This is a genomic window from Vibrio sp. MMH1-50, from assembly GCF_022347645.1.
Taxonomy (GTDB): domain Bacteria; phylum Pseudomonadota; class Gammaproteobacteria; order Enterobacterales; family Vibrionaceae; genus Vibrio; species Vibrio harveyi.
In genome coordinates this window covers 146,535-168,719 of the sequence record NZ_JAKRGG010000008.1, presented here as the reverse complement: position 1 = coordinate 168,719, position 22,185 = coordinate 146,535, and the positions used below count along the sequence as shown (strand labels likewise).

General features: G+C 44.4%; 19 protein-coding genes. 11 read left to right on the top strand and 8 right to left on the bottom strand.

Features of this window, described 5'->3' with window-relative positions:
- The first annotated feature begins 135 nt into the window (after positions 1-135).
- The 5 genes from MHO32_RS08960 to MHO32_RS08940 all read left to right on the top strand — a co-directional run bounded on the left by MHO32_RS08960 (position 136) and on the right by MHO32_RS08940 (position 4,723).
- Positions 136-861 carry a Slam-dependent surface lipoprotein gene (locus tag MHO32_RS08960; RefSeq protein WP_005450033.1) on the top strand — a complete coding sequence of 242 codons (726 nt, stop codon included), beginning with the start codon at positions 136-138 and terminating at the stop codon, positions 859-861.
- A 64-nt stretch (positions 862-925) separates the two neighbouring features.
- On the top strand, positions 926-2,404 hold the full coding sequence (locus MHO32_RS08955; RefSeq protein WP_239211281.1) for a porin family protein: 1,479 nt from the start codon (positions 926-928) through the stop codon (positions 2,402-2,404).
- 154 nt (positions 2,405-2,558) lie between these two features.
- On the top strand, positions 2,559-3,419 hold the full coding sequence (exbB, locus tag MHO32_RS08950) for a tonB-system energizer ExbB (protein ID WP_017818307.1): 861 nt from the start codon (positions 2,559-2,561) through the stop codon (positions 3,417-3,419).
- A 3-nt stretch (positions 3,420-3,422) separates the two neighbouring features.
- On the top strand, positions 3,423-3,854 hold the full coding sequence (gene exbD, locus MHO32_RS08945) for a TonB system transport protein ExbD (protein WP_009699148.1): 432 nt from the start codon (positions 3,423-3,425) through the stop codon (positions 3,852-3,854).
- Complete coding sequence (locus tag MHO32_RS08940) at positions 3,851-4,723, top strand: energy transducer TonB (RefSeq protein WP_239211277.1); 873 nt, start codon at positions 3,851-3,853, stop codon at positions 4,721-4,723. The genes exbD and MHO32_RS08940 overlap by 4 nt, the downstream gene beginning before the upstream one ends.
- Positions 4,724-4,828: 105 nt before the next feature.
- Here the strand turns inward: MHO32_RS08940 and MHO32_RS08935 are convergent, their stop codons facing one another.
- From MHO32_RS08935 to MHO32_RS08925, 3 genes are all read right to left on the bottom strand, one after another.
- On the bottom strand, positions 4,829-6,850 hold the full coding sequence (locus MHO32_RS08935; RefSeq protein ID WP_239211274.1) for a GNAT family N-acetyltransferase: 2,022 nt from the start codon (positions 6,848-6,850) through the stop codon (positions 4,829-4,831).
- A gap of 115 nt (positions 6,851-6,965) precedes the next feature.
- Positions 6,966-7,940 carry a ParB/RepB/Spo0J family partition protein gene (locus MHO32_RS08930; protein WP_050908191.1) on the bottom strand — a complete coding sequence of 325 codons (975 nt, stop codon included), beginning with the start codon at positions 7,938-7,940 and terminating at the stop codon, positions 6,966-6,968.
- Between the two features lie 7 nt (positions 7,941-7,947).
- A complete protein-coding gene (locus tag MHO32_RS08925) occupies positions 7,948-9,165 on the bottom strand; it encodes an AAA family ATPase (protein ID WP_005448834.1) in 1,218 nt (405 codons plus the stop codon).
- Between the two features lie 1,239 nt (positions 9,166-10,404).
- Between MHO32_RS08925 and MHO32_RS08920 the strand changes: the two genes are divergently transcribed.
- The gene (locus MHO32_RS08920) at positions 10,405-12,375 is read left to right on the top strand and encodes a replication initiator protein RctB domain-containing protein (protein ID WP_005448836.1); all 1,971 of its coding nucleotides are present in this window, start codon (positions 10,405-10,407) and stop codon (positions 12,373-12,375) included.
- 323 nt (positions 12,376-12,698) lie between these two features.
- Here the strand turns inward: MHO32_RS08920 and MHO32_RS08915 are convergent, their stop codons facing one another.
- Genes MHO32_RS08915 through MHO32_RS08905 form a run of 3 tightly spaced genes read right to left on the bottom strand, consistent with a single transcriptional unit; the run spans position 12,699 to position 14,949 of the window.
- Entirely contained in the window at positions 12,699-13,166 is a 468-nt protein-coding gene (locus MHO32_RS08915; RefSeq protein WP_239211269.1) for a transcriptional regulator, read from the bottom strand.
- Positions 13,166-14,098: an ATP-binding cassette domain-containing protein gene (locus MHO32_RS08910; protein WP_029790507.1), complete on the bottom strand. Its 933-nt coding sequence runs from the start codon at positions 14,096-14,098 to the stop codon at positions 13,166-13,168. Before MHO32_RS08910 ends, MHO32_RS08915 begins: the two co-directional genes overlap by 1 nt.
- Positions 14,095-14,949 (bottom strand): ABC transporter ATP-binding protein, encoded by an 855-nt coding sequence (locus MHO32_RS08905; protein ID WP_038898413.1) that lies wholly within the window; start codon positions 14,947-14,949, stop codon positions 14,095-14,097. Before MHO32_RS08905 ends, MHO32_RS08910 begins: the two co-directional genes overlap by 4 nt.
- 361 nt (positions 14,950-15,310) lie before the next feature.
- Here MHO32_RS08905 and MHO32_RS08900 point away from each other — a divergent pair, with 361 nt between their 5' ends.
- Positions 15,311-15,508, top strand: coding sequence for a PA3496 family putative envelope integrity protein (locus tag MHO32_RS08900; protein WP_005448843.1), 198 nt, complete (start codon positions 15,311-15,313; stop codon positions 15,506-15,508).
- 166 nt (positions 15,509-15,674) lie between these two features.
- A complete protein-coding gene (ribA, locus tag MHO32_RS08895) occupies positions 15,675-16,733 on the top strand; it encodes a GTP cyclohydrolase II (protein ID WP_080992757.1) in 1,059 nt (352 codons plus the stop codon).
- Positions 16,734-16,828: 95 nt separating this feature from the next.
- Here the strand turns inward: ribA and MHO32_RS08890 are convergent, their stop codons facing one another.
- Positions 16,829-17,584: a substrate-binding periplasmic protein gene (locus tag MHO32_RS08890; RefSeq protein ID WP_239211266.1), complete on the bottom strand. Its 756-nt coding sequence runs from the start codon at positions 17,582-17,584 to the stop codon at positions 16,829-16,831.
- Positions 17,585-17,652: 68 nt separating this feature from the next.
- On the opposite strand from MHO32_RS08890, the gene MHO32_RS08885 reads away from it, so the two are divergent.
- The 3 genes from MHO32_RS08885 to MHO32_RS08875 all read left to right on the top strand — a co-directional run bounded on the left by MHO32_RS08885 (position 17,653) and on the right by MHO32_RS08875 (position 20,734).
- A complete protein-coding gene (locus MHO32_RS08885) occupies positions 17,653-19,578 on the top strand; it encodes an ATP-binding protein (protein ID WP_047514611.1) in 1,926 nt (641 codons plus the stop codon).
- 94 nt (positions 19,579-19,672) lie between these two features.
- Positions 19,673-19,882 carry a DUF3283 family protein gene (locus tag MHO32_RS08880; protein ID WP_005448858.1) on the top strand — a complete coding sequence of 70 codons (210 nt, stop codon included), beginning with the start codon at positions 19,673-19,675 and terminating at the stop codon, positions 19,880-19,882.
- A gap of 135 nt (positions 19,883-20,017) precedes the next feature.
- Positions 20,018-20,734 (top strand): YebC/PmpR family DNA-binding transcriptional regulator, encoded by a 717-nt coding sequence (locus MHO32_RS08875; RefSeq protein WP_017189799.1) that lies wholly within the window; start codon positions 20,018-20,020, stop codon positions 20,732-20,734.
- Positions 20,735-20,817: 83 nt separating this feature from the next.
- Here the strand turns inward: MHO32_RS08875 and rodA are convergent, their stop codons facing one another.
- Complete coding sequence (gene rodA, locus MHO32_RS08870; RefSeq protein ID WP_005428884.1) at positions 20,818-21,900, bottom strand: rod shape-determining protein RodA; 1,083 nt, start codon at positions 21,898-21,900, stop codon at positions 20,818-20,820.
- Between the last annotated feature and the right edge of the window lie 285 nt (positions 21,901-22,185).

Genomic DNA, 22,185 nt, shown 5'->3' with positions numbered 1-22,185 from the left:
TCACAAACTTATTTACGGGTTTTGTCTCCTATTTCGGTGTACTAAATGAGACCGCGTTAGTCATCTGTCGCGCGCACCGGATGCACTGGCATGGTCTCTTTCTTTAACTATTTCAATCAACAAAAGGAAGAGACAATGAAACCACTTCAACTTTCATGGATTGCAGCAGCAATGATTGGTCTAAGCCCACTTGTTCATGCAGGATTTGATGGCGCGATCAGTGATGATTCGCTTCGTCAAGTAGGAGAATCAGAAGTTTGGGTCCCATTTATTCACTCTAAAGGCAATGCAGGCATCGGTAAAACAGGTGGCAAACGAGTGGACTTTGAAGGTCTAGCTGGTGGTATTTTTGATGACGAGCGAAATGGTGTTCACACATCAGGCAGCAAACATTTTCAAGACAATTTTTACAGTTTTGTCCAAGTAGCGAATCAAGATGTGTGGTTTGGAGAATGGTACGAAGGTAAGAAAGATTCTGAGTTTAACAACCGTACCGTTTACTACGTCGGTAATGATGCAGGAACGACTGTACCAACCAGCGGCAAGGCGACCTACAACATTACTGGTATTAACAAGTTCTCTGGCGCAAACAAACTTTCAGGTACGTTTAACGCTGATTTCGGAGCCAAAACGCTAGACGGTTCAATCAACAATAGCAACCTAACTGTAAGTGTAGACGCAACGATTAATGCAGCAACCGCAGCATTTAATGGTACTGCTCAAGCTGTACAGAATGGCACAACCACGAATGGCGCTTCTCAAGGTCACTTCTTTGGTGCGAATGCAGCTGGCTTGGCTGGTATCGCCACCTTTACCAACAATAGCGATCTAGACACTGCTTTTGGCGGCGAGAAAAAATAACTCTCGATTCAATGAGTGATAACCAAGAAGCAGCCCGTGCTGCTTCTTTTTATATGGAATATTTATGGCGGTTAGAACCTCTTACACCATCGCTCTGACATCCCTGTTAGTGCCGTTGTTTTCTTTTCCCGTTGTAGCCAATGACCAAGATACGAATCTTCGCATTCAGCAAAGAGATGCGCTATCAGCACAAGAAAAAGAAAAGCGTCTCCTGCAAGAAGAAAAAGAACTCGAATTACTGAGGTCGAAGCAAGCTCAGGAACAAAGCTCGTCAGATCAAAGCAACGACAACTTAGGGCAAGCGCTTTACCTAGCAGTTAAAGGAAAGCAATGGTCACAAGTAGAAGTACTATTGAACCAGTATCAATCTTCACCCTATGCAGATCCTTTACTTATCCATTATGCCCAAGGCGGTCTATCACGCTATTTAGGTCGTTTAAGTGATGCAGAGGCAGAATACCGATCGCTTTTATCGTTAAATCCGAATTTTCTTCCCGCTCAGTTAGAGCTTGCTCGCGTTTTGTTTGAGCGTAAGAAAAACCAAGACGCACACACCCTTTTCTCACAAATCAAATCTACTCTCCCTACTGATAACCCAAGGGCTGATGGTGTCAGACGTACTCTCAATGCCTTTATATCAGCACTAGAGCACAGAGATGCATGGCAAGGTGCGATCAGTTTTGGTCCAACTTTCAATGACAATCTCAATAGCAGCTCAGAAACCTATACTTGCTTAGTCCGTCATGAGACAGGAAAGTGTTTATTTGATCGAGTAACACCGGAAAAACAGAGAGCAGCAGGGTTAACTTTTAACGCAAGTGCGAATAAGCGCATTAGCTTCAAAGGTCATCATGGTATGAGTTTGCAAGCGCTGACGTATGGTTCTCGTTACAACAATCACAGTGAATACAACGAGCAAACAGCGAATGTTAGCTTTGGTTACAGCTTTCAAGACCAGCGTCATAGTATCTTGGTTGCGCCGTTGATCGAGTACAGCACATACGCGGATAAGAGTTTGTATTGGTCAACAGGTCTAAAGTTGAATGGATTCCATAGCTTAGACTCGAAAAGCGCATTGAGATGGGAACTAAAAGGCGAATACCAAGATTACCGTCCAACAAAGCTCGACTATCAATCAGATTGGCAATGGAATGCCAGCATCAACTATTGGCACCAGTTGCCACAACAATGGCTCGCATTCGGTGGCATAGACTGGACGCATAAACAAAATGATCAAGATGTACATGCTTACCAGCTCTATGGTGGTCGAATCGGAGTCGTGAAAAGCGTCGAAGGTTGGCTTGACGCTAACCTGTTTGCATCACTGCGAGAAAGGCAATACGAGGGATATAACGCCCTACTCGATGCAAAGAGAAGAGACACAGAGCAAAACTATACTGTCACATTTTCCTCTCCAAAGTTGGTTTTTTGGACGTTGACACCCATTCTAGAGTGGACTCATAAACGGGTAAACAGCAACGTTGATTGGCTGTACACCTATCAGCAAAATGAGGTGAGCGTAAAATTTGAAAAGCGTTTTTGACTCTAAAATCACGGCAAACATGCTTTACAGTGTAAATTGACCCAAATATTTAAATTTATTTTACGGATTTCGTTACTTCATTCGGTGTAGTGGATAGAGCAGGCGCGAAAAGGTTATTTGCGCCATCAGTCATTTTCACAACGAGCAATGGATAATGAATAAGCGTTTTTTTCTCCTAGTGTCGGCATCTTTTAGTCTGGCACTTCTTCCCCTTTCTTCTTCTGCAACTGAGTCAACTGGTACTTCTATAAATAACTCAGTCACCGAAACACAAATAGCACCACCTTCTAACCCGCTCATCACCCACGATTTATCCCCAATGGGTATGTACCACGCTGCTGATTGGGTGGTAAAGGGAGTGATGCTCTCACTGCTTGCCGCATCCATTTTGACTTGGGCAGTTTTTCTTTTTAAACAAGTACAACTGATGAAAGCAACACGACGCACACAAAAACTACTTACTGAGCTTGTTGATGCAGAGTCATTGGAAAATGCCAAACAGACCACTCAGCCTTTTAAAGGCGTAGAATCCTCACTAATTTCAGCAACGCAGCATGAATTGCAACTCTCTTCTCTAGGCTCTGCTTCAGAAAATGGCATTAAAGAACGCGTACAACTGCGCTTAGAAAGAGTGCAAGCTGAATTAGGGAGAAGCATGACTTCACTGACCGGCATCCTCGCAACCATCGGCTCCGTCGGTCCTTTCGTTGGATTGTTCGGCACAGTTTGGGGCATCATGAATGCTTTCATCGGAATCGCAAAATCTCAGAACACGACGCTAGTGGTGGTCGCTCCGGGGATCGCAGAAGCCCTCCTTGCCACGGCAATTGGTTTAGTGGCAGCAATTCCAGCAGTGGTCATCTATAACTACTTCACACGTAAAATTTCTGGCTACAAAGCGCAACTCGCCGATGTCTCCGTAGCATTGATGATCTTGGTTAGCCGAGATTTGGATCAAAAGCGAATGCAATCTCACCAAGAACACAACGACACAGTGCTAAAGAAGGTGGGTTAAGCCATGGGATTTAAGCCAGCCTCAGACAGCGATGATATGGTTGAGAATCATGAGATCAACGTGACACCTCTGGTTGACGTCATGTTGGTGCTCTTAATCATAGTGATGGTTGCCGCCCCATTAGCGACAGTCAACGTTGCAGTCGATTTGCCGACGTCATCTGCAGAGCCTCAGCCTCAACCTGATAAACCAGTTTATCTCACGATTCAAAAAGACCTAACCTTAGTTGTGGGAGAAAAGCACGAGACTTCGCTTGCCGATTTGAAGCAAGCCCTAATACAAGCCGAGGTTGAACCAGACACTCGGATATTTCTTCGAGCTGACAAATCTCTGAGTTATCAAGATTTAATGAAAGTGATGAATGAAATGGTCGCTAGCGGCTACAACCAAATTGCATTAGTTGGTGTAGAGCAAGCGTCGGGAGCGCCACAATGAGTGCTCTAGCGGGACCATCTTTTCGTTATAGCTATAGAAAAAAACGTTTTGTTTTAACGGCTATACTACTGAGCGCCTCTCTTCACGCCTTAATAGCCATCGCTTACATGTGGACACCTGAGTATGACTTTTCCTCTCCGCCACAAGCGATACCGATTACAGTGAGTATCGTAGCACCAATGGCTGCCCCAAAAAACACGGTGAAAGCGGTTGAAAGTACAGTGCAACAAGAAGAGTTAATTCAACAAGCCCGTCAAGAGCAATCCGTAAAACATAAGCCCGAACAAGAGCAGTCTCCAGCTTTAGTCAAATCCAAACAACCGAGCACGATTGCTGCAAACACTGAAAAGCCAATAAAAACAGAGAAACCAAAACCGAACAGATCAAAACCAGAACCAGAACCAGAACCAGAACCAGAACCAGAACCAGAACCAGAACCAGAACCAGAACCAGAAAAGCAGCCAAAGAAAAAACAACCTGAAATCAATCAAGCCGCCAGTTCAAAACCTAGCTTGGAGACGAAACGTGAATCCAAACAAATCAGCGCACTAAGGCAGGGTCAGCAATCCGAAGCAGGACGAGCGGCAAAGGTAAGTTGGCAACAAGCTCTGCATGCACACCTAGAACGAGAAAAACGCTATCCAAGGCAAGCACGTCGACTTAAGAAGAAAGGGATGCCAGTGATTCGCTTTACCATGGACAGGGAGGGAAATGTTCTCGATGTAGAACTCGTAAAAAGCTCAGGAACAGCATCATTAGATAAAGAAGCGATTGAGCTTGTAGGACGAGCGCAACCGTTAGTAAAACCACCTTCAAGTGTCAAAGGCGCTCGCTTGACACTAACTCTTCCTATCAATTTTTCGTTCTAGCCAGCCTGAAAAACAAAGGAGAGAATTTACAGTGTAAACTCTCTCCTCTATCTAAATTCCTATCTATTCCACTTTACAGTGTAAATTACAAAACCGCGTATCGTTTTACACTGTAAATTTAGCGATTAAAGCTTGAAGCTCTTTGCGTATCTCAGCTTCGATTTGCTTACGTCCCGCCAATCCAAATTGCTTTGCGCACTCATTCCAATCTTTGTTTAAGAGTGACTTACTGATCAGCAGATCAGAAACATCAACCAAACCAAATTGAAGTAACCATTGTTGAAGCCATGTCGACACAGATTCAAAGCTATTACCACCTTGAGCATAGCACTCCACCAAAGTGAGCTTCGCCTTATTCAACGAGACAGCTTGAATTGGTTGGGATAACAACGTACGCATTAAACTCGGCTCAAGTCGTGGATAAATCGCAGAAGCACTCAACGACAATAATTCTTCAAATAGATGCTTAGACTCTTCAATCCAAGACTGCTGTTGGGCGTTACAATTGCGAACCATCAAAAGTGAATAGCAGCCACTCGCAGCGTCACGCATCGTTCCAAGTCGAATCGACTCATAGCCCGAGCGTTGCCAGAACTTTATGAGTTCTTCCGTTGCACCAAAGCTGGTGGACAAATAGGAAATGTGAGATGGCGTTGATTGCTCCAGCAATGACAACATATGTTGACCAATTCCTCGCCCTTGCAACTCTGGATGAACAGCGATACGCATCACACGTAATGTAGAAAGCGCGCCGACTTCTGAGTAACCAAGCTGGTTAATAATGGTAATGGGAGCTAAATGCCCTTTTGGACGACGCTTGCCAAGCTGGATATCTTTAATTAGAATTTCGGCAAAGTTACCTTCTTCCACGGTTAAAATCACACCGGCGATTTGACCTTGGTACTGAGCAACATAAACCTGACTGTTTTCATCTTGCAGCAAGTGAAGTAAATCATTAGGCGCCGTTTGATAATGCGCGTTGACCAATAGCGCAAAGCACGTTTTCAATACGGAAGGATTAGAAATCAGCTCGGACTTACGGAGATTGATCAATGCAATTTCACCAAGCTCTATTCGCTCAAACGGTTCAAGCTCTGCATTCAACAAAAACGTCTCATACAGCCACGACTCTAGATTGTCATTTGTACTCCAACGGATAGGCTGTTGAAGGTGGTGGCTTTTCATTCCTGGTCTTTGTTCTTTCAACCACTCAATAAACTTAAGCGTAAACCCTCGACCACACCCTTCATAACCATGTATCGTGCTCGAAAAAACCAAACGATGATAATGTTCCGTAATTTGCTTGAGCATTGGTACAGGGATCGCCGCAGCTTCATCCACTAACAACAAGTCACATTCCGGCATAGACGAAAGCAGCTCGTCTGGGGCAATAAATTGGATGTACCCCTGCCCTACTTCCAATCGATCTTTCTTAACTCGTTGCGCTGTTGAAAGTAATCGCAATGCATGCTGATAGAGGGGTTCAACAGCTTTAATGCTTGGTGCGGTAACTAAGATACGCAGCGTCTTTTGCTTAAGAAGCTGTGCACAAGCGATACCTAAAGCGCTGGTTTTTCCACGACCACGGTCAGCAGTCAACACCAATGGACGCTTGCGGTGTCCCGTTACTACTTTCTCAACTAATGCTACCGCTTCAGTTTGTTGCTCAAACTGGTTTTCCTTCGCGCCAAATTGTACGCTCGATAGTGTCGGCAACGGAAGACTCTGGTCTATCACAGTCAGTTTTTGCCAATGCATTTGCATCCACAAATCAGCTTCGCTTGGTTGCTCTTGTTTATTGGCGATAACAAGCAGCAATCCACCGCCAACTAAAGCCCCAAGAGCAGCGGTAAAACTGTTGGCATCGACGCCTTTTCTCGCATCAAACAATAAAACATCGCACTCACGACCAAGCAACATATTGCCTTGTTTGCCAGACACACAAAAAGCCCGTTCAAGGGACCAATCACCAACACAGAACCAAGTCTGATCCGATTGATGTTTGTAAAAGTCAGCAATTAGCGCATCTTGCCATTCGGGCTCACCATAGATAGCCACGCCACGACGTTGAAACGCATCATGAGATTGAGTTTGAAGTTGAGAAAGGAATTCAGATTGAGCGAGCATTACGTATATCCGAGCATTAAACTGACGCCATGTTATCACATCTCGATTCACGGAGACTTTGCCAAATTGCAGACATAAAAAAACCGCCCGAAGGCGGTTTCAAAGAAGAATATATTTACTTCATTTTACTCTCAACGAAAGCAAGAATTTCTTCCATCAAGCTGTCGTCAACTTTCTTCAAGTTAAGAGCAAGGTTATTGCCTTTGCGGCTGTAGCTTGCACGCCCTTTAACAAGATCAACTTTTTCAGCTTTCTTAGCTGGCTTCGCAGGTGCTAATTCTGCAATCCAGCTTTCAATGCTTTCTGTCACTTCTTTTGTCAGACGAGCAACACCTTGAGCTGTGCTACGTTGCCACAGGTAGCCTTCAGACGTACGGCATTTATCCAGCAGATTTTGTTGCTGTTCACCGGTTAGCGATGAGAATTGCTTGTGCAGCTTCACTATCGTTGGACGACCTAAATCGCCAACATTCGGGTACGCTTGAAGAAGCTCTAAAGGCAATGCCGCCGCTTTTAACGCACCACTCACCAATGCTTCGCTGCACTGGAACATTTTTGCCAGTGCTTTTTGGTCTTCTGCTTCGCCGCTTTCTAACTTCGCCTGCATCTCTTTACCTTTCTCGTAGAGAGACAGTGGCTTGTGCGCGTTTGCAACATCAGAAAGGAATTTCGCGTGGTCTGTGTTGATGCCGTCACCAACGTAAACCAAGAAATCTTGACCCGCTAAGATACAAGACATACGACGGCGGCTACCATCTAATACTTCAATCTTGCCATCTTGCGTGCGACGACCAACTGCTGGATATTGTTGACCACGTTCTTTCAACGTCACCAACACATCCGATAAAGCGTGCTCGTTTAGGAAAGATTGCTCACGAGCGTTTTCTGCAAATACGCTCGTGTCTGTCGCCACTTTATCCGCAGGGATTCGTACCAATTCAAATTGCACAGTACTCTCACCAGCGACTGCTAGTTCGATAGTTTGTGCTTTGTCTTTTGCCGCCGTTTGCGCTTCTTGAGGTGTCGCAACACGACGCTTATTGGTTTTACCAAATAATTTCGCGTTTAATTCAGACGTTTTCAATGCCATTTATTCATTACCCCTGATTCAATGACGGCCAGTTAGAGTGCAGTACGCGCTCTAGTTCTAATGCACTCTTGTGTACCGCATCTTGTGCAGTTGCGAGTGTTTTCTTACCACCTTCGAAGTCGCCTATGGTTAAGTCAAACACAGTGCTGTAGGTATCAGCACAGGTTTCGAATGCACGACTGCGAGGAATGGTAGCCATCATAACTTGGTCACCTAGAAGATAGTTCATTTCAGTTAGAACAGAAACTTGCTTCTTGTTGTCGTCTTCAAACATAGTAGGCATAAGACGAACAAACTCAAGACCGTTCCAATCTTCAGGGAACATCTCATAAACCGTCGGTAGGTGTTGGAAGAAGTTTACTGTCGAAGCCCAGTCAAGACGCTTCGCCGCACAAGGAATCAATAGCGCGTTCGATGCGTACATTGCGTTCCATACTAGCGGGTCAACGTGTGGACCGGTATCAATCATAATTACGTCGAAGTCATTCGCGATCTTGTCAATCAACTGCTCTTTCAGCAGACGAACGATATCTAGCGATGGGTCTTCAGAGAGTGTTTGCCACGCTTCTGCGTTGAACATTGCGTCTTCTGGGAAAGCAGAAATCGACTTCAAGTTCGGATATTGCGTCGGCAACAGTACGTTCTTGTGAAGGAATTCACGATCAATTTCAACACCATCAGGCACGTTACCCAACATGATATCGACAGCAGAATAGATGTTGTCGTGTTCTGCCACGCTAATTTGTGGGTTCAAAAACAGACGCAGAGAGCCTTGAGGGTCAAGGTCAATCAAACAAATACGGTAGCGTTTATCTAGGTTTAGAGCCAGACACGCCGCCAAATGAACCGCGGTCATCGATTTACCCGTACCACCCTTTTGGTTTTGTACGTTGATGATCCATGGTTTATTTTCAGAATTCTTTTTGCGTTCATGGAATTTTGGCACTTCCGCCGCATCCATTAGCATGTGCGCTTCTTCAAGCGTGATTGAATAATGGTTAGCATTATTCTTTGTAAATTGATGACCTTCCGCTTCCATCTTGCCGATAGCATCGTCTAGTTTACGACGAGTTAAACCAGAGCGGGTTTCCATCATTGCCTTAGACATTGGTGGGAAGTAGTTGTCACTACGCTCTTCCAAAACAATCTCAATACGGTCAGCTTGAACTTGTTGCGTCAGCTCTGCTAATTCCTGGAGATTTTCAATCGTTGTTTCTCTTTTCATGCCAAATTCCGTTGGAAGGATATCTGCATTTCATTGTACAGCACTACAACACAAAAACAACAAAAAGGTGCACAAGCATTTTGAATGACCATCACATAAAAAACACTCACAAACGCCAGTTTTATGATTTCACCATCAAAACATCACAAAATTTAATCAAAACCCTGCGAATAAAGTGCTTCCAACTCGACTAGATTTAAAATGTCACACTGTCACTTATTTACAATGTAAATAGCATTAATCTCGGAACGATTATAAAACAACGCTAAATTACGGATAGTGTGAGATGAATCTTATGTTGGATGATTTTCAGTGTCTCTTTAAAGAAATGGAAAAAAACCACACCTTGATCATGCATCCAGTACGTTAGAACGTATATTTAAGTGAAATGAAGCGGAAGTATGATCAAGGGGAGTTCTTGATCATACTTCCGGTACTCACACCAAAATCGAAAGCATGATCAAGGAAATCAACGCATCATTTACATTGCAGCTCGTTTTTTCAAACGGATCAATTTACCGGAAAAATGATCAAGTGAATTAACCACTCGGAAGCATGTAATTCTCAAGCTAATTTACGGAAGAATGCAGACAGACTGGGGGATAGAGGCAAAAACGAATATAAAATCACGGAACGATGAAAACAAAGCGAATGCAAAATGTAGAAACTCATCTGATGATCATGCTTCCGTTTAATTAACGCTAATCATTAATAAGAGGCACAACCAGCAAAGTAGAGTAAGTTTTCATCACATGCGCAAATAATATCCAACTCAATGAACAGAACGATAAAAAACCTCTCTCTTGATCATCGATCCGAGTGTAAAATGACAATGTTTCAATATGCAGAAACCGAAAGTTTTCCATTTGAACCGCTAGGATCTGTGGATAAGTTGTACAAACATCATGATCATCGTTTCAAGGCTGTTTTGATCATCTTTTCAGAAACTTAATGATCATGCTTACGACGTTTTGTGATCATGCTTTCCGGCTCATGTTGATCATCGTTTCGATATAATCATGATCATAGTTCCGTTAATGAACTTTTAAATATCATTATAAAACAAAAACTTACAGAGCCAAAAATCATTAGATCATTAGATCATATAATCAATTAAGATCAGAATAATCAGAAAGATCAGTTATTTAAAAACCCAAGATTTTTTCTTTATTTATGATCTGTTTTTCTTTATCCTTCGGAACCATAGCAAAACTACGGCTAGTGTGATCTGGATCTAAAATGACGGCTGATGAAAAAATTCTGATTAAAGCGCCAAGAAGCCATAAGGATGGGCACCTTTTTGAGGTACACGAATCTTCTGCAGATTGGGTAGAGCAATACCAACACTTCAAAGGGGTAACCAAAAGCATCTTGGAGTTACTTAATCTGATCTCTTTAAGAGGGTTCAGCAGCAAAGATGGTTTGGTATCTACAACTGAAATTGTTGAAGCAACAGACGGTCAATTGACCAGAGCGGCATTACAACAGCGCCTGCGTGCTGCCGTTAACATTGGTTTGTTTACTCAAACACCAGTGCGTTTTGAAGAAGGTCTCGCGGGTAAAACCATGCTGCATAAGTTCGTTAACCCGAATCAACTTATTTCAGCCCTAGGTGCCACCAGCTTAGTAACTGAAAAAGTTCGTCAAAACGAAAAGCAAAAACGTTCTAAAGCGCTAGCACAAACTCAAGTGAATAAACGTTTACTGAACGAACATGGTTTAAATACTCCGCCGATGATGAAAGATGAAGCGGATCAATTTGTTGTTTCACCAACCAATTGGGCAGGGATCATCGACCAAGCTCTCGCGCCACCGCGTACTCGAAAAAGTTATCAAAAATCCATGGTGTCGATCTCTGGCACAAAAGCGGTGATTGAAACTCGATCGTCTAAAAATATCATGACGGTAGATGATCTGATGACTTTGTTTGCTCTGTTTACTCTAACGGTGCAGTACCATGATCATCACAAAGATCAGTACCACATGGATGCGGCGCATGTTCCAAACAAAACTCCTCTGTACATTACTGATATTCTGTCGTTACGTGGCAAAAAAGACAGCGGTCCGGCACGAGATTCCATTCGTGACAGCATCGATCGTATCGAGTTTACCGATTTTCAATTGCATGAGCTGACAGGGCGTTGGCTTAGCGAGAACATGCCTGAAGGCTTCAAGAGTGACCGTTTCCGTTTCTTAGCGCGTACTATCACGGCATCGGAGGAGGCTCCAACAGAAGGCGCTGATGGCGAAATTCGTATTAAACCAAATCTGTATATCTTGGTTTGGGAACCATCCTTCTACGAAGAACTGCTTACGCGAGATTATTTCTTCCTGTTCCCACCAGAAATTCTGAAGCAGCACACTTTGGTGTTCCAACTGTATTCATTCTTCCGTAGCCGCATGGTACGTAGACATACGGACTGCATGTTGCTGAGCGAATTGAACCAGAAATTAGCGCGCAATATTGAGTGGCGTCGTTTCTCCATGGATCTGATCCGTGAATTAAAACGACTATCGGAAGGGGCCGGGAGCGATGATCATTTTGTTGTGAATCTTTGGGGATATCACTTGACGATCGAAGCGATGATCGAAAACGACAAGGTGATGGATTACCAAATCGACATCAAATGCGATGTGGAAGAGGTGCTGCGTTATTCTCGTGCTCGTACAACCAACGCAGGAAAGCGCAATATGGCGCCTACACTGCCAAACCCACTTCGCAATGAGATGGTGACCAGGCAGCAGCTAGATGAGCTCTCAGGTATCATAGACGGCGAATTTGAGCCTATTCAGCGTAAAGCCCCGTCTCCACGTGGCAATTTAGGTCGCCGAGTGAAACAGAAAAAGCACTTGGTAGAGATCAATGCTGACGAGATAACCATAACTCTATCTAAATATACCTCTCCAGAGGCTCTAGAACGCAGTATAACGGCTTTATCGGCGATGACAGGGCATTCGTATGCCTCGATCAAAGAAGAGTGTTCTGACTTCATTGAGAAGCTTGATTTCTTGAGAGTAGGGGATGCACCGCTTCCATACGAGACATTAAGTAAGACAGTCGAACTGTTTAATAGCCAAAATGATGTCAAACATCTCACCATTGAACGTTTAATTGCGGGCTTAGCTGTCCGTCGTAAGGTATGCCGTCAGATCTTTGAAGGTCATATGGATGAAATGGTATTCAGAGCACTTGATGAGATGGCGATCTGATATCAACCAAGCGGATACTTATCGAGTGATAAGCATGAGTAATTGATTCAGAATGTAACAATGAATTGCACTGATGGAAATCAGACTTAACTCTTACAAACCACTGACATTGCAACGCTGAGCGCAGACTAAGATTTATCCCGAATAGACAACCTTTTGTCCTTTCTGATGATTAATAGATTGGCTCATATTGTTACATTCATTCTGAATAGACTTCGCGAGTTTCTCCTCAAGAAACTCGCTTTTTTTTATCTAAAATTCCTGTCTTTTGTATCCACAAAATCCATTCGGAACAAACAAGCAACCTTGATCATCTTTCCGGATTAATGACGTAATCCTTGATCATGCTTCCTAGTTTCATTCCAATTTAACGATCGCATCAACGCAACGTGTGACTCGATCAAGCTGCTTGCTTGTTGCTGCCACTCATTTTGATCGTGCTGTTGATTGCAAAACTCCAACGCCAGAACGGTCAAATGTTGCAATCGTTTGAGGCACCAATCCTTGATTAGAAGATCGGTCATCGGTTGGCAAGCCGCGTGTTCTAGCTTTGCACTGGTGTACTGTAGGATTTGAAACGCTTTTTTATGGTCGTGATGCCTAGCGTATTGAAAGACTCTTAGGCAGCCATCTAGCCAACAAGCGATGGCTTTACTCTGTTCGTCCGTTAATTCTGGACCAAATACAGAAACAGGTGCTTGATATAAGATCGCTTCTAATCTTTCTACTTGATCATGCTTCCGATTATCGTACCAATCTGAAATATGATCTTGCCAGGTCATCAAATTCATTAAGCTGCCTCAGTCCATTGTTTTACAAAGTGGTTTGGTCCGATTTGATCGAATTCTTCAACGATAACACTGCTGCGATTACGGATCTCATCGGCATCTACTGAATAGTTTGGTTCACTTTCCACTAGGTTGCCAAACGGCAGATCAGGATCTGGCACCGCAGAGATCAACAACTTAGTGTACGGATGCTGTGGGTTCTTTAAGATCGCTTGAGTGTCTCCCCACTCCACGATCTGTCCTTTGTACATTACTGCGGTTTCTTCGGCGATGTAATGTGCGGTTGCAAGGTCGTGAGTGATATACAGAAATCCGATTCCAAGCTCTTTCTTCATGCGCTGCATTAGGTTGAGCACACCCAAACGAATCGACACATCCAGCATCGATGTTGGCTCATCGGCAAGGATAAGTTGTGAGCCTACCGCCAGAGCTCGCGCGAGATTGACGCGTTGACGTTGACCGCCACTAAGTTCATGAGGGAACTTGTTCAGAGTTTCCTCTGGCAGCTCGACCAAATCCAGCAGTTCTAACAGCTTGGCTGGGATTTCTTTGTCACTCTTCACCTGCTTATGAATCTTCAGTGGGCGAGTTAAGTGATGACGAATTGTATGGGTTGGGTTTAAAGAGCCAAACGGGTCTTGAAACACCATTTGGACCTTGCTGCGATAATCCTGAATCTCAGCGCGAGCGGTAATATCGTTGACGTTTTTCCCGTTAAATAGGATTTCACCATCACTGGCTGGATACACTTTGGTAATTAATCGAGCACAGGTACTTTTCCCACAACCAGACTCGCCTACCAGAGCAAGGGTCTTTCCTGCATAAAGATCAAAACTCACGCCCTGAAGCGCGCGGAAGGTTTCTTCTTTGGCAAAACCACCACCGACTTTGAATTCCTTGATCACGTTTTTCATTTGGATGATCGGTTCACTCATGCTGGTGCTCCTTCCGTTTGCGGTTGTTTGTGTACATCGTGGATATTTGGGAATGAAGCCCATAGCTTTTGGGTGTATTCATGTTGAGGATGATTGCGGATTTCGTATGAACTATTCACTTCGACAATCTTGCCGTGGCGCATGATGGCAATGCGGTCGCACAATTGGCTCATGAGCGCTAAATCGTGGGTAATAAAGAGCACAGAGAAACCAAATTCGTCACGCAACTGATAGATTTGCTGCAAGATTTCGCGTTGAACCACTACATCAAGTGCTGTGGTTGGCTCATCCATGATGATCAGCTTTGGGTTGAGGGATAAGGCTATTGCGATCACCAAGCGCTGACGCATACCTCCGGAGAACTGATGTGGATATTCGCTCAGACGGTTTCTTGGAATGTTGACCAAGTCGAGAAGCTTCTCTGCGCGGTCTTTGGCTTGCTCGTTGGTTAACCCTTTGTGGTGGCGTAATACGTCGGCAAATTGTTCCTGAACCGTGAGTACCGGATTCAGCGAGTTCATGGCACTTTGGAACACCATCGCAATCTCGCTCCAGCGTAGCGTATTTAGCTCATTATCAGGTAGGCGAAGGATGTCTCTGCCTTCAAATAGAATTTGTCCACCAGAGATAAACGCGGGCGGCTTGTGTAGACGGTTGATAGAGAAAGCAATGGTACTTTTGCCGCAGCCAGATTCTCCAGCCAGACCAAATATTTCGCCCTTGCCAATATCAAAGCTCACTGATTTAACAGCATTGAAGTCACCGTTATCAGTGATGTAGTCCACGCATAAGTCTCTGATCTGAATAACAGGATCAGAGTGGAATGCCTGGTTCAGGTTAAGTTCACTCATAATTACACCTTACCAATACAAAAGATAATTATTATCATTATCAGGTGTGTAAGGTTTGCGAAAGATAAAACCGTCTAATCAGTGAAGTGACTCGAAAGTTGAGTGTAATAAAAAGATTTTTTTCCGTTATGGAAGTGTGAATTTATGAAGGAAAAATGAGAGCTGGATCAGCTCACTTTTCGTAGGGGGAATTCTTCAAATCTAAACGCTAAAAACGTGGTTTGCAAAAACTAAATGATGAATCTATTAAAGAGTTAATGAAAGGTCGAAAGGGGTCACATTTCCCCACTGTTTTTCTTACCTCTGCATTGGGGGTTTGCTATAGATTACCCATCGAAAACATGGTGTGTTCGGAGGAAATATGTCCATTAATTCTATCGACCATGAAGAGATGAGCAACATCGCTCACAAATGGGAACTCCCAGAAGAAGAAGCCGTTGTGAGACCCGAGAAAACCGTGAAGTCTGCCGAAGCAAGACGTCGTATTGAAGCACTTCGAGAAATCCGTGAAAGCGGCTTGAGCATCGAAGAAGCAAGGGAACTTGGCTTAATTCACTAATTCTCACACTGCGGTATAAAAACCATGGGGTAGTCATAGGGCTGCCCTTTTCATTTTTCTGATTTACAACCAATTATTTGACTTTCTTACCCTGCGTTACTAAAGCTTATATCAATAGCAATATGCTTTTTGTTGACTATTAAACAGCAACGTCAGGAGTACGATTATGGTTGATCAGATCCTTTTCTATGAGCCCGATGAATCCCACGGTTTTCTCTCCAACTTTTGCCAAGCTCCAATCAAAGTTTCCACCCAATCTTGGCCCACCAGCGAACATTATTATCAAGCTCAAAAATTCAGTGACCTTAAACTGCAAAACAAAATCCTCTTAGCGAAAAGCCCCGACGAAGCCTTTGCTTTAAGCCGCAAGTATCAGCACCTAGTCCGAGAAGATTGGGATAACGACAAACTTTCTGTGATGGCGTTTATCGTCCGTGAGAAGTTTTTGCAAAACCCTCAGCTTGCCAAACAGTTGATGCAGACAGGAAACGCCTGTCTTACCGAACATTCGCACAAAGATGCCTTCTGGGGCGATGGCGGTGATGGCTCTGGTGAAAACCATTTAGGGGAGATTCTGATGAACGTACGTGCTGAACTAAAACATGTAGAGCCATATAGTCTGGTTCGCTTTGTCGATAAAGCCAAACTGCCAACTCAATGGGGCACGTTTATCATGCATGGTTTTATCGAGAACGCGACAGGAAAAGAACATCTCGCCTTGGTGTATGGCGACCCTGCAAACACTAAAGCGCCGCTGATTCGCCTGCATTCAGAATGCTTAACTGGTGATGCGCTGTTCAGTACGCGTTGTGATTGCGGCTTCCAGCTTAACCGTGCATTGCAAAACATTGTCGAAGAAGGCTGCGGTGTGTTGCTTTATCTGCGCCAAGAGGGCAGGGGGATTGGCTTAATCAACAAGATTCGTGCGTATCACTTGCAAGACGAAGGCGCAGACACGGTCGAAGCCAATGAACGTCTTGGCTTTGCCGCAGATATGCGTGACTACGCGTTTTGCAAAGGGATGCTGGAGCATCTTGGAATCGATGAAGTACGTTTGATGACCAACAATCCACGTAAGCTTGCAGCGCTGAAGAAGGTGAACATCAACGTGATAGAAAGAGTGCCACTGCAAGAGGGCAATAACCCGCATAACCAACATTATCTGCAAACCAAAGCCAATAAGCTCGGCCACATGTTCGACCCCAAATTTGTTGAACAAGATTAAGCGCTCGAACAAGATTAGTTGCAGATATGAAATAAAAATAAAACCGCCAGCTCATACAAGCTGGCGGTTTTTTATGATTGCTAAGGCGTGAGTGACTAGATGTATTTTTTGATGATGTCGTCGATTTTTCCTGAATTTTTAAGCTCCGCTAAGCGTTTATTGATGAAGCTTTGTACTTTTGGATTCATCTCTGGAGAGAAAGCCAAATAAATGGAGTAGTCAGGGATGATTGAACTGAAAGATTGGATCTGGAAGTCTCCCATTGGCAACTCTAGGCGTTTGATGTTGTATACCACGCGCGATTCCATTTCGACGAAGGCGGTATCACCAGGAGTACGTTGCAGAACGCGATAAGCAGCGTCGTAGTCTTTGACGCGCATTTCATTGACGGTACCGTTTTCAAAGAATGGGCTAAGGTTAGGATAATCGAAGCCAAGCAGCAGCACGATAGAACGACCTTGCATATGCTGCATATCGCTAAATTTGAATGGCGCTTTGCTGCTGGACACGAGTACGTGTTTTACAGTGTAAATAGGCTGTTCAGAGAGGTTTTCCGATTGCACTTTCCCCCAATTCGGGCTGCCATAAGTGACCCAGTTTTCCTCGCCGCCCGCTTCGAGTACCGAAATCATGCGCTTGAATGGGTAGGTGTGGTATTTCACTTCGTAATCGGATTCCGCAAAGATGGCACTGACGATATCAGTTACAATTCCAGAGTGTTGCTCTCCTTGCTGCTCTATTTGAAATGGGCGGGCTTGCTCAGCAATTACGTAATAATTCACTTCGCTTGCTATAGAGTATGAGCTTAAGGCCATAAAACTAAAGCCTAATGTACGTAAGAGTCCTTTCATCCTAACCTCGATTATTGTCGTGACGTGACTATATTTATAGTAGCGCAAGTTTAAGGGAGCGATTTCATATGGAGATAAAAGAGCGAGCTCAACGCCGATTTAGTATCGGAAATCAATTGATGCTGGCGATTTTTGCGTTGAGTTTAATCTTTACCGTGATCATCTCTTCGATCAGCCTTTATCGTGATTTCAACGATGATCTCGCTCGCCTAGATGTAGAACTTGAACAGGTAAAAACCAGCTACCTTTCCAGTTTCTCTGCCAGTTTGTGGGTTGAAGATAGAGAACTGTTACGCACTCAGGCTGAAGGCGCAATGCGCCTACCCTCTGTGGACTATCTAAGAATTGCCACCCCAGATGAAGTGATCTTCGAACTAGGTAGCGCATTAACGGAAGATCGGATCGAGCGTCAATGGCCGTTGAAATACGAAATGGGGACGAAAATTTATGATCTTGCCGAAGTGACGGTGCAATCAGATCTTAGCCCGATCTATCAAGGGTTATGGCAAACCTTCTTTTTTCTCGTGATCGCGGAAGCGATCAAGATCTTCTTACTCATCATTGGTGTTTTATGGGTGGCATTTCGTTTGATGGTGAAACCACTAGAGTTGCTCTCCGGAGCGGTGAGCGATTTCAGTGGCGGTCATGTACCTAGTAAAGTGACATTGCCAAAACGTTGGTTCTTTGATGAAGTGAGTTTGTTGGAACGCAAATACAACCGAAGTGTTGAGCGTGTGAAAGAACACCAAGCTGAAATCGAAGAGGCGCGTGACAAAGCTGAAGTGGCAAACCGTAAGAAAAGCGAGTTTCTTGCCACCATGAGCCATGAAATTCGTACGCCAATGAACGGGATTATCGGTATCGCTTCGTTGCTCGGAGATACCAAACTCGATGATCAACAAAAAGATTTCGTTTCTATCATTAACAGCTCTTCCAACTCGTTGATGGTCATCATCGACGACATCCTCGACTTTTCCAAAATTGAAGCGGGTAAGATTGAGTTAGAAACCACGACCTACAATCTACTCGATTTACTTCACGAGGTCGGGCGTCTTCATACTGTCAAAGCGCAGCAAAAAGGTCTTCAACTGGTTTGTGATATCGACCCTCAGTTACCTTTAGAAGTCGAAGGGGATGTTGGCAGACTCAAACAAGTGTTAAGCAATCTGCTCAGTAACGCGGTGAAGTTCACAGAGCGCGGGCATGTTAAGTTAATGGTGTCGCAGGTGAGCCGAGAAGAGGGTGTTGCCAGCGTGCATTTTCGTGTTGTGGACTCGGGTATTGGGATTGCCAAAGAGAACCAACAAGCGGTGTTTGAGAAGTTTCAGCAAGCTGATGGCAGTACCACTCGTAAGTACGGCGGTACTGGTTTGGGTTTAGCGATTTGCAGTAGTTTGGTCGAAGTGATGGGCGGAGAAATCCGTCTGACCAGTGAACCCGGTCTAGGCAGTTGTTTTGAATTTACTATTCCACTCAATATCGTCAGTGAAAAGGCTATTTCTCCTCAGACACCAAATGTGTTCGATTTTCCGAATGGTGAGAGTAATGCCATCACTTCTGAGTGTATTAACTCAGCCAAAGACGAGGGGAAACCTTGGATTCTGGTGGTGGAAGACACGGCAGTGAACCAGAAAGTGGTACGCATGATGCTAGAAAAACTCGGAATGCAGGTGAATGTTGCCGAACACGGTGAAGAAGCGCTCCAGCAATGCCAAGCGCATAAATTCGATTTGATATTGATGGACTGTCAAATGCCAGTGATGGATGGATTTATTGCCACTGAAAACATTCGCAAGATGGACGAGTGGGGACAGCAAGTGCCGATCATTGCTTTGAGTGCGAATGTCATCAAGGAAGATCAAAAGCGCTGTTTTGATGTTGGTATGAATGAGTTTGTTGCTAAGCCGGTGACGAAAGAACGGTTACAGCAAATCTTTGAGCGATATCTACCAGACTCCTTGCAAACACGATCGAATCCAAAACATGCAACTTGAAATTGATCAAGTAAAGTGCGTTTCACTTCTTAAAAGTCAAATCTGTGTGCTATAGTGCGCGGCTAGTATTTATTAAAGTACCTTGAGGCTGTGAATGTCGTTCAATCTATCCCTGTTGCCGCCTGACGAGAAAAACAAAGTCGAGCTTGATAAACAAGCGTCGTTTTTGGTTTGGAAGCTTAAAGAAGCGAAATCTGGTCCTGAGGTAATAGACGAACAGCTGTCTAAGATTAACGACGCTGACGAGAAAGTGTTTTTTCAACAGGCGGTCGATAAGTACAAACGAGTAATGGGTGTCGCATAAAGCGAACCGTGGCTCTGGTGTAAACCACAGCGGCGAATGAGGTTTCCTCCCCATTCCTTTGCAAGGTGAAAGGTAAAACTGTTCACTCTTTGCTAAAATCCTTCGCATTAAATTTGAATTTAGAGAGACATCCCGATGGGAAGAAGTTTTGAAGTGCGCAAAGCCTCTATGGCGAAAACTGCAGGCGCAAAAATTAAAGTTTATTCCAAATACGGTAAAGAAATTTACATGTGCGCGAAAAACGGTGGTGGTGATCCAGACATGAACTTGTCTCTGAAGCACCTGATCGCAAAAGCGAAAAAAGACCAAGTTCCTGCACACGTTATCGATAAAGCGATCGACAAAGCGAACGGCGGCGGTGGTGAAGACTACACTCCAGCACGTTACGAAGGCTTTGGTCCTGGCGGCACAAGCGTGATCGTAGACTGTCTAACAGACAACGGTAACCGTACATTCCAAGACGTTCGCCAATGCTTTGTTAAAGTGGGTGCGAAAATTGGTGTTGAAGGTTCTGTTTCTCACATGTTCGATCACCAAGCTGTATTCCAGTTCAAAGGCGAAGATGATGAAATCATCCTAGAAACGCTGATGATGGAAGATGTGGACGTTACTGACGTTGAGCTAGAAGATGGTGTTATCACTGTATTCGCACCTCACACAGAGTTCTTCAAAACAAAAACTGCGCTTAACGGTGCATTCCCAGATCTAACGATCGACGTTGAAGAAATCACATTCGTACCGCAAACGAACACGCCAGTAACAGGCGAAGACGCAGAGAAATTCCAGAAGTTCCTAGACCTTCTAGATGACTGTGACGACGTTCAACAGGTATACCACAACGGCGAACTATAATTCGGTTCATTAGTTGTAAAAAAGGCTTCCCGAGGGAAGCCTTTTTTGATCGTTTTGTTTGTCTTTTTTATTGTGGCTAGCGTTTAGGTGTTTCGGTACTTGGAATAACACAGCGACATGATCACGCCAAAACAGATGCCTTGAGTCAGCATCGCCGTACCGCCGTAGCTAAAGAACGGCAGTGGACTGCCCATTACTGGTAACAAGCCACTTACCATGCCGGTGTTGATGAAGGCATAAAGGAAGAAGCTCATCGCCAATGCGCCACTCACTAAGCGACTGAAGAAATGCTCAGATTGGCACGCTAGCAGCATCACACGCGCCGTAATGAATAAATACAACGCTAACAACACCACACAACCAATAAATCCCCATTCTTCTGCGTAGGTCGAAAAGATGAAGTCGGTATGGCTCTCTGGAATAAACCCTAACGTACCTTGAGTAGCATTCATCCAGCCTTTACCTTTCATGCCGCCAGAACCAATCGCAATCAATGATTGGATGATTTGGTAGCCTGAACCCAGTGGATCCGACTCTGGATGCAAGAACTGCGTTACACGGCTCTTTTGATACGCTTCCATCACAAAGAACCAAAGTATTGGTGCCAGCGTTAGAATGCTCACCAAAAAGCCGCCAATGATCTTCCAGCTCATGCCTGCAAAGAACAGTACAAACAACGCGTAAATCACGGTGAAGATAGCGCCGTCCAAGTCTGGTTGTAAGGCAATCAAGCCCGCAGGCACAAAGGTGATCAGCAAACAGAAAGCAATTTTTCGAATGTCTGGTCGCCCACCTTCTAGATGCAGCATCCACGCGATCATAATGGGAATGGAGAGCTTGATCAGCTCAGAGGGTTGAAAGCGGAAGAAGCCAATATCAAGCCAGCGCTGTGAGCCATTGGTGCTATCACCAAACAGTGCAACGGCAGCCAAGAGCGAAACCGCAACCAGATACAAATAAGGCGCTGAACGTTGATAACTGGACGCAGGAATCGACGACATGACCAAAATACACACCAGCGTCAAACCGCATCGAGCGAGGTGCTTAAATAGCATAGCTTCATTAAATCCACTGGCACTCCAGAGAGTGAGTGAACTCAATAGCATGATCGGAATGATCGCCATCAGCAATGGCAAATCAATCCTAGGGAAGAAACGCTTGTTCATCTTCTACAACCTAAAAACGCCCCAACGCGGGGCGAAAACAACCAGAACTCTGCGAGCTCAAACTATTCCGATGCTAAGAATCCAATTTGGAAATAACAGACACCACGCAAAGGTGTGCAAGAGAGGAGTGTGCGACGCCGCCTGTTATGGGTAAGCTGACTTGGAAAGTCGTGGGAAGGATAAATACACCAGGCTGAGGTTTTGCGCCACACTTTTTATAAGGTTGAAATGGAAATTGGTACAGACAGCGCAATGAAATGAGCAGATTCGCCTTAAGTATTGAGC